The sequence below is a fragment of the Micromonospora sp. LOL_021 genome (assembly GCF_048060215.1).
Lineage (GTDB): Bacteria > Actinomycetota > Actinomycetes > Mycobacteriales > Micromonosporaceae > Micromonospora_E.
Map to the genome: position 1 here is coordinate 19,041 of NZ_JBHMIN010000027.1, position 13,330 is coordinate 32,370.

The 13,330-nt window shown below is 71.7% G+C and carries 13 protein-coding genes and 1 pseudogene; 8 read left to right on the forward strand and 6 right to left on the reverse strand.

Annotation, left to right across the window (positions count from 1 at the left end; translation table 11 throughout):
- The first annotated feature begins 232 nt into the window (after nucleotides 1-232).
- Nucleotides 233-646: a hypothetical protein gene (locus ACFHWT_RS18290; RefSeq protein WP_416595876.1), complete on the forward strand. Its 414-nt coding sequence runs from the start codon at nucleotides 233-235 to the stop codon at nucleotides 644-646.
- A 210-nt stretch (nucleotides 647-856) separates the two neighbouring features.
- Here the strand turns inward: ACFHWT_RS18290 and ACFHWT_RS18295 are convergent, their stop codons facing one another.
- Entirely contained in the window at nucleotides 857-2,497 is a 1,641-nt protein-coding gene (locus ACFHWT_RS18295; protein WP_416595877.1) for a C40 family peptidase, read from the reverse strand.
- A gap of 294 nt (nucleotides 2,498-2,791) precedes the next feature.
- Between ACFHWT_RS18295 and mqnE the strand changes: the two genes are divergently transcribed.
- Together mqnE and ACFHWT_RS18305 are read left to right on the forward strand one after the other, a co-directional pair.
- Nucleotides 2,792-3,961, forward strand: a complete 1,170-nt coding sequence (gene mqnE, locus ACFHWT_RS18300; RefSeq protein ID WP_416595932.1) for an aminofutalosine synthase MqnE — start codon at nucleotides 2,792-2,794, stop codon at nucleotides 3,959-3,961.
- Between the two features lie 91 nt (nucleotides 3,962-4,052).
- The gene (locus ACFHWT_RS18305; protein WP_416595878.1) at nucleotides 4,053-5,273 is read left to right on the forward strand and encodes a DUF2254 domain-containing protein; all 1,221 of its coding nucleotides are present in this window, start codon (nucleotides 4,053-4,055) and stop codon (nucleotides 5,271-5,273) included.
- Here ACFHWT_RS18305 and ACFHWT_RS18310 read toward each other — a convergent pair.
- On the reverse strand, nucleotides 5,241-6,458 hold the full coding sequence (locus tag ACFHWT_RS18310; protein ID WP_416595879.1) for a cation:proton antiporter: 1,218 nt from the start codon (nucleotides 6,456-6,458) through the stop codon (nucleotides 5,241-5,243). The two genes, ACFHWT_RS18305 and ACFHWT_RS18310, sit on opposite strands and share 33 nt — an antisense overlap.
- A 164-nt stretch (nucleotides 6,459-6,622) precedes the next feature.
- Here ACFHWT_RS18310 and ACFHWT_RS18315 point away from each other — a divergent pair, with 164 nt between their 5' ends.
- The 3 genes from ACFHWT_RS18315 to ACFHWT_RS18325 all read left to right on the forward strand — a co-directional run bounded on the left by ACFHWT_RS18315 (nucleotide 6,623) and on the right by ACFHWT_RS18325 (nucleotide 7,968).
- Complete coding sequence (locus tag ACFHWT_RS18315) at nucleotides 6,623-7,042, forward strand: hypothetical protein (protein ID WP_416595880.1); 420 nt, start codon at nucleotides 6,623-6,625, stop codon at nucleotides 7,040-7,042.
- A gap of 8 nt (nucleotides 7,043-7,050) precedes the next feature.
- Entirely contained in the window at nucleotides 7,051-7,353 is a 303-nt protein-coding gene (locus ACFHWT_RS18320) for a DUF4229 domain-containing protein (RefSeq protein WP_416595881.1), read from the forward strand.
- Between the two features lie 96 nt (nucleotides 7,354-7,449).
- Nucleotides 7,450-7,968: a hypothetical protein gene (locus tag ACFHWT_RS18325; RefSeq protein WP_416595882.1), complete on the forward strand. Its 519-nt coding sequence runs from the start codon at nucleotides 7,450-7,452 to the stop codon at nucleotides 7,966-7,968.
- A 92-nt stretch (nucleotides 7,969-8,060) separates the two neighbouring features.
- On the opposite strand, the gene ACFHWT_RS18330 is transcribed toward ACFHWT_RS18325, so the two are convergent.
- Nucleotides 8,061-8,318, reverse strand: a complete 258-nt coding sequence (locus tag ACFHWT_RS18330; RefSeq protein ID WP_416595883.1) for a hypothetical protein — start codon at nucleotides 8,316-8,318, stop codon at nucleotides 8,061-8,063.
- Nucleotides 8,319-8,325: 7 nt separating this feature from the next.
- Between ACFHWT_RS18330 and ACFHWT_RS18335 the strand changes: the two genes are divergently transcribed.
- Nucleotides 8,326-8,691: a ricin-type beta-trefoil lectin domain protein gene (locus tag ACFHWT_RS18335; protein WP_416595884.1), complete on the forward strand. Its 366-nt coding sequence runs from the start codon at nucleotides 8,326-8,328 to the stop codon at nucleotides 8,689-8,691.
- A gap of 65 nt (nucleotides 8,692-8,756) precedes the next feature.
- On the opposite strand, the gene ACFHWT_RS18340 is transcribed toward ACFHWT_RS18335, so the two are convergent.
- Together ACFHWT_RS18340 and ACFHWT_RS18345 are read right to left on the reverse strand one after the other, a co-directional pair.
- On the reverse strand, nucleotides 8,757-9,245 hold the full coding sequence (locus ACFHWT_RS18340; RefSeq protein WP_416595933.1) for a glutathione peroxidase: 489 nt from the start codon (nucleotides 9,243-9,245) through the stop codon (nucleotides 8,757-8,759).
- 102 nt (nucleotides 9,246-9,347) lie between these two features.
- Nucleotides 9,348-10,220 (reverse strand): annotated as a pseudogene (locus ACFHWT_RS18345) (winged helix-turn-helix domain-containing protein); the annotation flags it as partial.
- Between the two features lie 59 nt (nucleotides 10,221-10,279).
- Here ACFHWT_RS18345 and ACFHWT_RS18350 point away from each other — a divergent pair.
- Nucleotides 10,280-11,560, forward strand: coding sequence for an MFS transporter (locus ACFHWT_RS18350; RefSeq protein ID WP_416595885.1), 1,281 nt, complete (start codon nucleotides 10,280-10,282; stop codon nucleotides 11,558-11,560).
- Here the strand turns inward: ACFHWT_RS18350 and ACFHWT_RS18355 are convergent.
- Nucleotides 11,511-13,124 (reverse strand): ricin-type beta-trefoil lectin domain protein, encoded by a 1,614-nt coding sequence (locus tag ACFHWT_RS18355; protein WP_416595886.1) that lies wholly within the window; start codon nucleotides 13,122-13,124, stop codon nucleotides 11,511-11,513. The two genes, ACFHWT_RS18350 and ACFHWT_RS18355, sit on opposite strands and share 50 nt — an antisense overlap.
- Nucleotides 13,125-13,330: the final 206 nt, after the last annotated feature.

Consider the following 13,330-nt stretch of genomic DNA (forward strand, 5'->3'; position numbering starts at 1 on the left):
GGTCGGCCGAGGCGGCAACGGCGGAGCCGGGGCCGGGGCGGGTTCCGGCTCGGGTGAGGTCGGTCCGGACGGTGGTTCCGCAGGGGCGGGCGGCTGTACCGGGTCGGGGGGTAGGGCCGGATCACTGGGCGAGGGCTCGTCGGTACGACGCGCACCGTAGACACGGGTACCGCCGGTCGGCACCCGGAGCGCGCCGACGTCGCTGGCGGAGACCCGTTGCGCTCCGGCCACCGTGGCGCGGGCACTGGCCGCTGCGGCCTCCCCGCCGGCCGCCGGAGGCGCCGACACCGCGGCGGGCGGCTCAGTCGCGGCGGCTGCGGACGCCGACGCGGCATGGTCGGCCGGCGGCCGGTCCGACTTGGCCGGCGGCTGCCAGGGCGAGGCGAACGCCGACCACGGGGACGCTGGCGACGCGGGAGCCGGCGAGGTCGGAGCGGACGGCTCGGCCGCCGACGACGAGGCCGCCGAAGATGAGGAAGACGTACCAGGGACGACCGGGACGTCGGCACTGGAACCGGTGCCGACCGGCGACGCCCACAGCGCACCGGCCGGTGGTGGCGGCGGCGGACTGAACGGAGCCGGCAACTCCTCTGCCGGTGGCGGCGCCGATCCGGACCGGTCGACCTGGTCGGGCACCCGCCGCTGACCACCGTCGACCTGGTCGACCGACGACCAGGGCCGAGCTTCGTCCATCACTGCCTCCCGTGCCAGCTCACCGGAACGCCTCCGGCCGGTGAGGAGTCCGCCGGGTTTACCGTGCCATACCGATGCACCTCGGCACAGCCGGAGTATCGGCGTACCGACCGTGGCCGTCTGTCCGGTCTCGGGCGCAACAGTCCGACCGGAGGACCTACGGTCAGCCTTCCAGCGGGCCTGCGCTCGGGGTGCCGGTCGACGTCGCCGACGCGCTCGGGCCGGCCGACGCGGAACTCGACCCGCTCGGGGTACTGGTCGGCGTCTGGGAGCCGCTCCCCTCCGGGTCCGGAGTCTCGGAGCCGCTAGCGTCCGGGTCCGGGGTCTCGGAGCCACTCTGATCCGGATCCGGCGTCCCGGAGTCGGGGTCGGTCGGCGACGGACTCGGGTCACTCGGCGTCGGCATCGGGCCGGGCGTGGACGGGCTGGTCGACGGTGACGGGGAAGGCGACGGCGAATCCGTCGGGTCCGGCGACGGCGAGTCGGACGGATCCGGAGACGGCGAATCCGTCGGGTCCGGTGTCGGATCGGGCGTCGGGTCCGGCGACGGCGTGGGTGTCGGGGTCGGGGTCGGGGTCGGGGCGACCTCGCGGATCACCCGGGTCGCCGCGTAGAACCGGGACCACCAGACGGTGGAGACCTTGACCACGTCTCCGGTGGTCGGCGCATGCACCATCTTGCCGTTGCCGACGTACATCCCGACGTGGTGCACCGTCGTCCAACTGGACCCGGAGGCGAAGAAGATCAGGTCGCCGGGGAGCAGTGCCGACCGGTCCACCTTGTTGTGCCGGGTCGCGTAGTACTGATCCTTGGCGACCCGGGGCAGGCTGAAGTAGTCGGCGCCGGGTGACCGGTACGCCGCCCACATCAGGCCGGAACAGTCGTAGCGGTGCGGCCCCTCGGCCCCCCACAGGTACGGCTTGCCGAGCTGCTTGAGAGCGAACTCCAGAGCGGCGACGGCACGGGGATGGGCGGCGGCACCGTCGACCCCGTCGATGCCCTGCCCGATCTCCTGCTCGGCGGCCTCCCGCTGGCGTTCGATCGCCACCAGCTGCTCGGTGTTCTGCTCCTTCAACGCGAGCAGCGCGGTCTCCCGCTGCTTGAAAGTGCCCTCGGTGCTGCCGAACTCGCTGCGTAGCGCGTCGACCAGGGCCAGCGCCGCCGCGTAGGTCTGGTACGCCTCCTGCTCGGCGGCTGCGGCGAGCGAGACGTCCCGGTTGGCGCCGTCGGTGCCGATACCGGGCTGCTGGCCCCGCTGCAGTCGGGACAGGGCCCCGAGTCCGTGCAGGTCACCGCGGTACTCGCCGGGTGGCATCGCGGCGGCGTCCTTCAGCGCGTACGACGCCGCGCTGTCCGCGTCCCGCTGCGCCTCGATCAGCGCGGTCCGCGCCTCGCGCAGCGACTGCTCGGCGTCGGCCAGCGCGGTTTCCGCCGCGGCCTGCTCCTGTTCGAGCTCGAGCAGCTGCTGACCGAGCAGCGCGACCTCGGTCTCACCGGCGTAGATCTGCGCGGCGAGCGGGCCCTCCACGGGGGTGGGGGTGATGGCCGGCGCTTCGGTCGTCGGTCCGGTGCCGGGTAGCTGCAGGCCGCCGGCGGGCACCGGCCGGCTGCCGGTGTCCGGCACGGTCACCGGCTGGGCGTACACCGGGGAGGCGAGGGCGACCGCGGTGACGGCACCGAGCAGGCCGGCCCACAGGGCCGGGCTCAGCCGGACCGGAACGGCACCGACCATCACGAACCGGCGCTGCCGCCGTGCTCGATCGCGCCGCTGGCCCACTGCCGCGCCCCTGCTTCTTCGTGCCATGCCCGCTCGCTCCCCGTACGGCGCATTTGTCCCGGTGCTGATGCGCGGAACCGAGTCGCGTCGCCTGGTGTCGCCTGTCCCACATCGGTCTTACCGCACGGGGCTGCTGATGTCGATGTTTCCTGAGGTAACGAGAAGCTGAGAGGTTGGCGACCCGGGCATGACGCAGGTCGCTGTGCCGCCGGGCGACGAGCCGACCGACGGCCCCGGGACGTACGCTCGAACGCGGATCACGGCTGATGGTCGTCGACGGCGGGTCGTCGGCGTGGCCGGCCGGGAAGGGACGTGGCGGACGTGGACGCTGGTCGCAAGCGTGAGCTCGAAGAGAAGGTGTACGCCGGGGAGCGGCTGGACTATACGGACGGGGTGGATCTGTACGCCAGCGACGACCTGGCCTGGCTGGGCCGGCTGGCGCACCACCGGCGGACCGAGCTCAACGGCGACCGGGTGATGTTCAACGTCAACCGGCACCTCAACCTGACCAACGTGTGCAGCGCCTCCTGCGCGTACTGCTCTTTCCAGCGCAAGCCGGGCGAGAAGGACGCGTACACGATGCGCATCGACGATGCGGTCCGTAAGGCCAAGGAGATGGAGGACGAGCAGCTCACCGAGCTGCACATCGTCAACGGCCTGCACCCGACCCTGCCCTGGCGGTACTACCCGAAGGTGCTGCGCGAGCTCAAGGCGGCGCTGCCGAACGTCAAGCTCAAGGCGTTCACCGCGACCGAGGTGCAGTGGTTCGAGAAGATCAGCGGGCTGCCGGCGGACGCAATCCTCGACGAGCTGATGGACGCCGGTCTGGAGTCGCTGACCGGTGGCGGTGCGGAGATCTTCGACTGGGAGGTCCGCCAGCACATCGTCGACCACGCCTGCCACTGGGAGGACTGGTCCCGGATTCACCGGCTGGCCCACAGCAAGGGGCTGCGTACCCCGTCGACGATGCTGTACGGCCACATCGAGGAGCCCCGACACCGGGTGGACCACGTGCTGCGGCTGCGCGAGTTGCAGGACGAAACCGGCGGCTTCACCGTCTTCATCCCGCTGCGCTACCAGCACGACTTCGTCGACTCGGCGGACGGCAAGATCCGTAACCGGATCCAGGAACGCACCACGATGGCGGCACCGGCCGAGTCGTTGAAGACGTTCGCGGTGTCCCGGCTGCTGTTCGACAACGTGCCGCACGTCAAGTGTTTCTGGGTGATGCACGGGCTGTCCGTGGCGCAGCTGTCGCTCAACTTCGGCGTCGACGACCTGGACGGTTCGGTGGTCGAGTACAAGATCACCCACGACGCGGACTCCTACGGCACGCCGAACACCATGCACCGTGAGGACCTGCTGCACCTGATCTGGGACGCCGGCTTCCAGCCGGTCGAGCGGGACACCCGCTACCAGGTGGTACGGGAGTACGACCGGCCGCCGACGCTGGCCGACCGGCGGGCCGAGCCGCAGCAGATCTGGGCCTGAGCGGGCCGGTCCGGCAACGCCCAAAGCAGCCCGGACCGGCCTGATCCGGCCGGCAGGTGTCGACCCGCCCGAGCGTGGGAAAGACGCTGCGGTGAGTCAGCCGCGTGGCATGCTGTCCCGCCTCCGTGGCGTGTGGGGCAGTTTCTGGGCGGTACCGGCGGCGTTCGCGACCGGCGCGGTGCTCGGCGCGATCCTGCTCACCGCCCTGGAGCTGCGGCTACGACTGCCGCTGGACGGCTTCCTGCCGAGCGGGCCGGCCGGCGCCAGGTCGCTGCTGTCGTCGGTGATCACCGCGATGATCTCGTTCACCGCGCTGGTCTTCTCCATCACGGTGGTGGCGGTGCAGCTGGCCTCCAGCCAATACTCGCCCCGGGTGCTGCGGACGTTCCTGCGCGACCGGGTCACCCAGGCCACCCTCGGCACGTTCGTCGCGACGTTCCTATTCGCGATGGTGGTCCTCGCCGCGCTACCGGACCAGGCCGACGCCCGGCTGCCGGCGCTGTCGCTGGCCGTGTCGATGGCCCTGGTGCTGGGCAGCACCGGAATGTTCATCTACTACCTGCACCACATGACCGCTCTGATGCGGGTCTCGCACATGATCGCGGCGATCGGGGTACAGAGCAGACGCAGCATCGGCCGGTGGGCGCCCCGGCCGACCGATCCGACCGGTTCCCCGGACGGCCCGATCGTCGACGTGCTGGTCGCACCGGCCACCGGGGTGGTCGTCGAGGTCGACGTCGGCCTGCTGGCGCGGCTCGCCCGCCGGCACGGCTGCGCCCTCACGGTCGAGCGGATCCCCGGCGAGTTCGTCGTGGCCGGCATGCCGCTGGTCGCCGTACACGCCGTCGGAGACACGCCGCCCGGCCCGGTCGACGCGACGCTGGCCGGGCAGGCCGTCGAGGTGGGCGTCGAACGGGTCCCCGGCCAGGACGTCGGCTTCGGGCTACGGCAGCTCGCCGACATCGCCGAACGGGCGCTCTCGCCCGGCATCAACGACACCACCACCGCCGTCCGTGCTCTGCAGGAGACGCACGACCTGCTGCGCCGGCTGGCCGACCGGCCGGACCGGCCGAGAATCGTCCGGGACGACGACGGGACGGTCCGGGTCCACGTCCGCCGACAGTCGTTCGCCAGCCACCTCGCCACGTCGATCACCGACATCCGGCGGGCAGCCGCGGACCAGCCCAGGATCGTCGAGCTGATCGACAGCATCCTCGCCGATCTGGCCACGGCCGCCCGGCCCGAGCACCGGCCGGACATCCAGCGGTGCCGGGCGGCCTCACCGGCCGCCGACGCCCCGGGACGCCGCTGAGGAGTACCAGCGGCGACCGGCGGTGGCGGTCACCCCGTGCACCAGGGTGCTGGCCGCGATCACCAGCGTCCCGGCCGCCCACAGCCGGGAATCCGTCGCCCCCTCGGCGTAGCTGTACGTCAGGTAGAACAGCGCGGACACGCCGATCGGGCCGAACCAGCCGAGGAACACCGTGTCCCGCCACGACATGCCCAGCGCCGGCCGCAGGGCCAGCACCATCGGCAGCCGGCGCAGCAGCAGCACGGCCACCGGGAACGCCACGACGGGCCAGCCGAGCTCCAGCCACTGCCGCCACGGGACCACCAGACCGAACAGAAAGAACACCGGCAGTACGAGGTACCGGGTGAGTGCGTCGTCGAGTTGCTGCTCGGACGCGCGGGACCGGCGGCCGATCAGCCGGTTGTAGGCCAGGCCGGTGACGAACACGGCGAGGATCGCGTCGGTACGGGCGACCCGGGCGACGCCCAACGCGGCCACGCCGAGAACCACGGCGAAGACCAGCAGCGAGCCCTGGTCGACCTTTTCCCGCGCCTCGGCGGCCCGTACCGCCCAGCCGGCCAGGCAGCCGACCGCCACACCGACCAGGACGGCACCACCGACGCCCCAGGCCGCCTCGGCCACCTGCTGCCCGGCCGGCCGGGCGGCGGCCGCGATCAACGCCAGCGCGACCAGCAGATACGCGAGCCCATCGTTGATCCCGGACTCACCGCTGATCACCTGACGCAGCCTGGCCGGCAGTGCCCGTTCGGCCGGTGTCCCGGACACGACGCTCGACGCCAGCACCGGGTCGGTCGGGGTCAGGCAGACCCCGAGCAGCACCGCCAGGGCGACCGGTAGACCGAGCAGCAGCCAGGCCAGACCGGCGCTGACCACCGCCATCCCGGCCATGCCCAGGGTCAGCAGCACCCCGACCGGGCGGGCCACTGTCAGATACCCGGTGGCGGGGAACCGCAGCGCGACCGCCATCAGGGAGATGGCCAGCAGGATCCGGCTGGCCTCCCGGAGCAGGCCGGTGGTGTCGTGGTGGGTCGGGTCGATCAGCCCGGACACCGGGCCGACCAGGACACCGAGCAGCAGCGCGAGCAGCGGTTCGCTGACCGGCGCGCGGCGGATGGCGCTCGACCAGAAGGCCAGCAGTACGGCGAGCACGCCGACCAGCGCGTAGCTCAGGTGCAGCGGGTGCATCCGGACACCTTCACCGCAGCGGCCGGCGGTTCAAACCTGGCGACGCCGACCCTCGGTGCCCCGTGCCATCGAGGGTCGGCAGTCACCTGGGCCGGTTATCCGGATGGCGGCCCGGCAAACCTGGTCCGAATGCGGCACAAGCCCAGGCGTACCCTCATGGGGTCATGACGGAATCGAAGAGCGACAGTCTCCCGCGCCGGGACGCCGCAGGTCGGGTCGTCGCGTTGCCGGATTTGCTCGGCGTGGTCGGCGCCGGACTGGTGATCGGACTGGTCGTGCTGCTGCTGTTCGACGGCGTGTTCACGCTGATCGGCGACGGCCGACTCGGCCAGTCGAACGGCTGGCTGGCGGTGATCCTGCCGGCGTGGCTGTTCGCCGACGACTTCCGGGCCTGGGCCGGCGGCTCCGCCCGGTTCGTCGCCGCCGCCGTGGCGACCGGCGTCGGGGTCGCCTCCGGGCTGCTCGCGGCCGGGATCGCGGCCGAGCTGCCGGCGACGGCCGGCGGCGGGATCGGGGCGGCGGTCTTCGCCCTGGTGTACGCGGCGGTCTGGTTCCATGGCGTCCGGTGGCTGGACGGCCGGTGAGGAGAGGCATGAGCCCTGCGGTGAAGTACACGCTCGGCCGGATCGGGCTGTTCGTGGTCGTCGTGCTGGCCCTCTGGCCGGTCGACATAAACATTTTTCTGAAGCTCATGATCGCGGTCATTTTCTCGGCCGCGTTGTCCTGGTTCCTGATGCGCGGTTGGCGGGACGAGATGGCGCAGCAGATCGCCGAGTCCGCCGAGCGTCGCCGATCCGAGAAGGAACGGTTGCGGTCCGCGCTGGCCGGCGAGGACCAGACCGACGGTACGGCCGGCAACCCCGGTACGGTCGGCAAGTCCCAGGAGGATTCCTAGCTTTCACCATCCGGCATTGATCGTGCCTAAGTGCGATCGATTCAATGTCGACCGGAAACGCCTCGGCGGATGCGCCTGGGACGGTGGTTGATCATGATGCCCGGATCCTTGCCGTTCCGACGCCTGTTCGACCTGTTCCGACGCCTACTCGACCGGCTCCCGCGACGCACCACGGCAGGCATCATCGCCGGGCTGGCCGCGCTGTCCACGGTCGTCGCGACCATCGGGTTCGGTGCGGCGTCCGCCCGCGACGACGACCTGATCGGCCAGCCGGTCTCCGACGAGCAGCTGGCGGTCATCGTCGCCGCCGCCGAATCGTGCCCGATGCTCAACCCGGCTCGGGTCGCCGGCCAGCTGATGGCCGAGTCCGGGCTGGACGCCGACGCGGACACCACCACCTCCGGCGGGCAGGGCATCGCCGGGCTCGACGCACAGGACTGGCAGGACTGGGCGCCGTGGCCGGCGGGGTGCCCGATCCGGCGCTCACCTACGTCGGCCAGGCCAGCGGCTACGCGGCGTACTACAGCAAGCTGCCGCAGTTCGGCGGGTCCGGCGACGAGCCGGCCGACACGGACCGCCAGCCGAAGGCGGTCCCCACCGAGTGCGTCGAGCTGATCGTCGAGGCCGGATCGGCCTGCCCGGCGGTCACGCCCGCTCGACAAGGAAACCGAGAACCTGCTGGAGTCGGTGCAGCGGCTCACCGACTTCTACGCGATGGACGCCCGGATGACCACCGACCCGTCGCCGTCGGCCACTCCGTCGCCGTCGGCCTCCTCGTCGCCGTCGGCGTCGCCGACCCCGGCCGCCTCCCCAACCGGTTCGCCGAAACCCGGATCAGCCACGACCCCGCCGGGTACGGCCAGCACCCGGCCGGCGGCGCCGCCACCCAGCCCGCGCGCCACGAAGAACCCGCCGAAGCAGACCACCCCGGCGGCACCGCCCGCCCCGGTACGCCCGTCCAACACCTACCAGTTGGTCGGCAAGGAGACCGGGTTGTGTGTCAGCGCCGGTGCCGGCTCCGACGGGACCCGGCTCACCCTGCAGCGCTGCGCCGAAAACAAGTCGCAGTGGTGGCAGTTGCGCAGCGACGGCACGATCCGCGCCAACGGGCTCTGCATGGACGTGGCCTGGGGTGCCAGCGACGATGGCACCGCGGTGCAGGTGGCGTACTGCAGCGGCAACCCGGCGCAGAACTGGCAGAAGTGGCAGGGCCGCAGCGGCACCCTGGTCAACCCGCTGACCGGCAAGTGTCTGGACGTCGACGGTCACGGGGTGGGCTCACCGCTGATGATCTGGTACTGCGTGGGTCACCCGAAGCAGACCTTAAACCAGCGGTGACCGTACGGCCGGCCGGCCCCGACCCGGGGCCGGCCGCTACCGCACGACGGGTGCTGGGTCGGTCCCTACCCGGGCAGTTGTGCTTCGATCGCGGTGACCACCGCGTCGTCGGTCGGCTCGACCCGGGGCCGGAACCGGCCGACCACCCGGCCGTCCGGCGCGATCAGGAACTTCTCGAAGTTCCACTGGATGTCACCGGCCGTGCCGTCGGCGTCAGCGGTTTCGGTCAGCTCGGCGTAGACCGGGTGCCGGCCGGGCCCGTTGACCTCGATCTTGGCGAACATCGGGAACGTCACCCCGTATGTCGCCGAGCAGAACTCCTGGATCTCCTCGGCGCTGCCCGGCTCCTGGCCACCGAACTGGTTGCACGGGAAGCCGACCACCGAGAAGCCCCGGTCGGCGTACCGCTCGTGCAGCTGTTCCAGGCCGGCGTACTGCGGGGTCAGCCCGCACTTCGACGCCACGTTGACCACCAACAGTGCCTTGCCGGCGAAGTCCCTCAACGAGCCGGGCTGCCCGGCCAGGGTGGTGAGCGGAATGTCGTAGATCCCCACGTCTCGATCCTCTCTCGTCCGCCGATCCGGGTCAGCCAGAACGGTGCCGATCGCGGTACGCCAGTAGAGTACTTCCCGCCCGGATCTGCGCTTCGTGACCAGGCCCGCGTCGAGCAGCACCTTCAGATGGTCGCCGACCGTGCCGGTGCCGAGCCCGGCTGCCGTCGCCAGCTGCGAGGTGCTCATCGGGGTCGCCAGTCGAGTCAGGATGGCCGCCCGGTTCGCGCCGATCAACCTGCCCAGCCCGGCTGCCGTCACCGGCGTGGAGTCGGCGAGGATGCCGCTGGCCGGATAGACCATGCCGAATCGGGTGGGCTGGTCCCACAGCACCCAGCCACGGGCGCAGTGCGCGGGAACGAAGACCAACTGCTCGGCTGCGTCGAGCCGCATCGGCGGCGCCGGGTAGTCGTTGACCTGCAGCCGGCCGTCGCCCAGCCAGCGCATCTTCTGATTGAGGTCGGCGAAGACACCAGCCCAGCCCTGACTGCTGAGCCGGGCGGTGCGTCCGACGATGTCGGCCCGTAGCCGGCGCTCCCGGTCCGGCCACTGTGGCTGCACCGTATTCCGCCACACCCAGTCGAGCAGGTCCGCTGCCTGCCCAGCGAGGCCGTCGGCCAGCAGCACGTCGGCGAGCGGCCCTGGTCGGGTCTCGCGTAGATCGGCGCGGATCTGCTCGTCGCCACGTGCGGCGACGGCCGCGAGCTCGTCGGCGAAGGTCGGTGCCGCCGACAGCGGAGCCAGGGTGAGCCAATCCGCGGTGAACCGGGGCCGGAACGACGCTGCCAGCAGGGCACGGAACACCGGCCGGGAGTCCAGCAGATGCTGGAACGCGACCAGGTGCGGTCGTCGCCAGTCGTGCTGCCACGGTCGACGTGGGTAGTGCAGGGACCGGAGCGCGGCGACGGTGTCGGTCAGCGGTGAGACCACGAACCGACTGCGGGCCAGCAGGTCCGCCGGCACCTGCCAGACCGTCATGTTTCGCCTCCAGACGTAACGCTACTGGACCGGCGCTGCCGGACTGCAGCATCAGGCGGGTGAGGACCTACTCGGAATTGTTCGCGGTACGCGAGTTCCGCCACCTGTTCCTGGCCAACTGTGCCGGCATCGCCGCACACACCAGCTCGTCGCTGGCGCTCGGTGCGCTGACCTACGCCACCACCGGGTCCGCTCTGCTCACCGCGCTGAGCATGTTCGGGGCACCGCTCGCCGGCGTACTCGGCAGCGTGACCCTGCTCTCGGCGGCGGACAGCGTGCCGCCGCGTCGGGCGATGACCATCGCGGCGCTGGTCGCCCTGGCCGGCGCCGCCGCGCAGGCCGTGCCAGGACTGCCATTGTGGGCCCGGTTCGCCATCATCGGTCTGGTCACCTACGTCGCGTCGATCACCGCAGGTGCCCGGTGGGCGCTGATCAACGACATCCTGCCCGGCGGGGCGTACGTGCTCGGCCGGTCCACGATGAACGCCAGCGTGGGCATCATGCAGATCGCCGGGTTCGGCGTTGGCGGAGTTCTGCTGGTCTGGCTCAGTCCGTACCAGGTGTTCCTGGTCGCTGCTGGACTGCGCGCGGTCGCGGCGGCGATGGTCTGGTTCGGTCTGACGGAACGGCCGACCCGGACCACCGAGCGGACCTCGACCGCCCGGACCTGGCGGGTCAACCGAGAGCTGTGGGCCGATCCGGGACGGCGATCGCTGCTACTCAACCTGTGGCTGCCCAACGGGCTGGTGGTCGGCTGCGAGGCCCTGTTCGTGCCGTACGCCGGGGACCGGGCCGGTTTCCTCTTCGCCGCTGGTGCGCTCGGGATGCTCGCCGGTGACGTACTGGTGGGTCGATTCCTTCCGCCGGAAGCTCGGCAGCGGGCCGTCCTGCCGCTGCGGCTGCTGCTTCCGGTGCCATATCTTGTCTTCCTGTTGCGGCCGGAGTTGCCGGTGGCGATGTTGCTCGCTCTGATCGCCTCGGTCGGCTTCGCTGCCTCACTGCCGCTGCAGGAACGGCTGATCGCCCACTCTCCGACCTACGCGCGCGGCCAGGTGCTCGGTCTGCAGCAAAACGGCATGCTGGCAGGACAGGCGGTCTGCGCGATCGTCGCCGGGACCGTCGCGGATCACCTTCCCGTGCACCAGTCGGTCGCGGTGCTTGCCGGACTGTCGCTCGTCGCCACCGGGCTGCTGGCCCCAGGGCTGCGGCGAACCCGCCCGGTTCCGGCGCGGCGGGCTGCCGGAACCGAGGCGGGCGCGCTTATCGGGACGCTGACCGAGGAAGGGCCGGTCAGCCGCGCCGCCACTTCTGGTTGGCGCCGCCGTGGCACTCGTAGATGATCAGGCGGGCACCGTCGGCGGTGTTCCAGTCGACCACGTCGACGCACTTGTTGGCCTGCGGGTTTACCAGGTCACCGGCGCCGGAGAGCACCCACTGCTGGGCCGGGTTGCCGCTGCAGTTCGCGAGCTGCACCACGGCGCCGTTGGCGGTCGAGCCCCAGGCGACGTCCATGCAGAGGCCCAGCGCCCGGATGGTGCCGTCGCCGGGGAACGTCCAGTTCTGCGCGTTGGTGCCGTTGCACCGGTACAGCTGCAGGTACTGGCCGTCGACTCCGTTGGAGTTCGGCACGTCGATGCACTTGTCGGCGAGCCCGATGATCCGGCTGGTCGAGCCGCCGCCGGTGGTGGTCAACGACAGCCCGTAGCGGGAAAGGATCTCGTTGACCGGCTGGTAGACGGTGGTGCCGCCGGAGCTGCAGGTGCCACCGGCACCGGAGGTGACGCCCTGCGCCTGGGTGCCGGCGAGGAACGGGCCGCCGGAGTCACCGGGCTGCGCGCAGGCGCTGCTGGAGACCAGTCCGTACACGAGCTGGCCCGAGTAGTTGACGGTGACGTTCTTGGCGGTGATGGTGCCGCACCGCCAGCCGGTGGTCCGGCCGGACCGGCAGACAGCGGCCCCGACGGCTGCCTCCTGGGAGCCGGTGACGTTGACCGTGCCGCCGCCGTAGTTGTTCACCCAGGGCCGGGGCACCCAGTTGGCGTTGGTCTGCACCCAGGCCAGGTCGTCGCCGGGGAACGACGAGCCCCGGAAGGTGCCCTGCGCGACCCCGCTGCCGGCGGTGGAGGCCCCGACGCCGCCGCAGTGGCCGGCGGTGACGAATCCACCGGCGACGGCGAAGCCGACCGAGCAGAGCACGCTGTTGTTGATCACGTACTGGTCGCCGCCCCGGATGTCGTACACGGGGCGGTAGGCGTCGTCGCTGCGTACCACCGATGTGGCGGCGGTGGGCAGCCCGGCGGCGCGGGCGAAGCCGGCGGCCGCAGCGGCGTCGGCGGCCTCGATCGTCACCGTGTTGGTGACCGGGTCGACGTACCAGGAGTGCACGGCGGTGTCGGCGCTGGCGGCCCGTCGGTCGAGTCCGGCGGCGAGCCGGTCCAGCTCGGCGAGGCTGCGGGTGACGGTCCGGGGCTCGGCACCGGCTGCGCGGACCCGGGCGGCCTGCGCCGGGTCGGTCACCCCGACGACGACGGTACGGCCGTCGGCGGCGACCCAGGTGCCGGCGTACGCGTCGGCCAGTTCGGTGCGCAGGCGGTGTTCGATCGGTACGGCGGCGGCCTCGACGGCGAGCCGGGTGGCCAGCTGGTCCGGGGTGAGGTCGAGATCCCGGCGCAGCGCGGCGAGCTGGCCGGCGGGCAGCGCGGCCATATCGGCGGTTGCGGCGGAGTCGGCCGGATCGGCGATCTCGGTGGCGGTGGCCGGCGCGCTCGTGGCGGGGCCGGGGGTCGGCGCGCTCGTGGCGGGGCCGGAGGTGCCGGCGGTCGGCGCGGCGGCGGCCGGTGGCGGTACGGCGAGCAGGCTGGCGCTCAGGGTCAGGCCCAGCAGCGCACCCAGCTTGCGGTTCATCTGCATACCTCCGGGAGGTCGATGTGAGCAAGTCGTGAGAGCGCTTTCAGATAGGAAAGTTTACTAATTGACAAACTTCTGTCAATGTCCACAGAGGTCGACCCGATCAACCGCTGCCGGATGCCGGATGCCGCCGACGGACGGGTTCGACCGGGTTCGGGCTGGGTTCGCCCGGTGCGCCGCGGACCGGTTCTCCTGACCGCCGC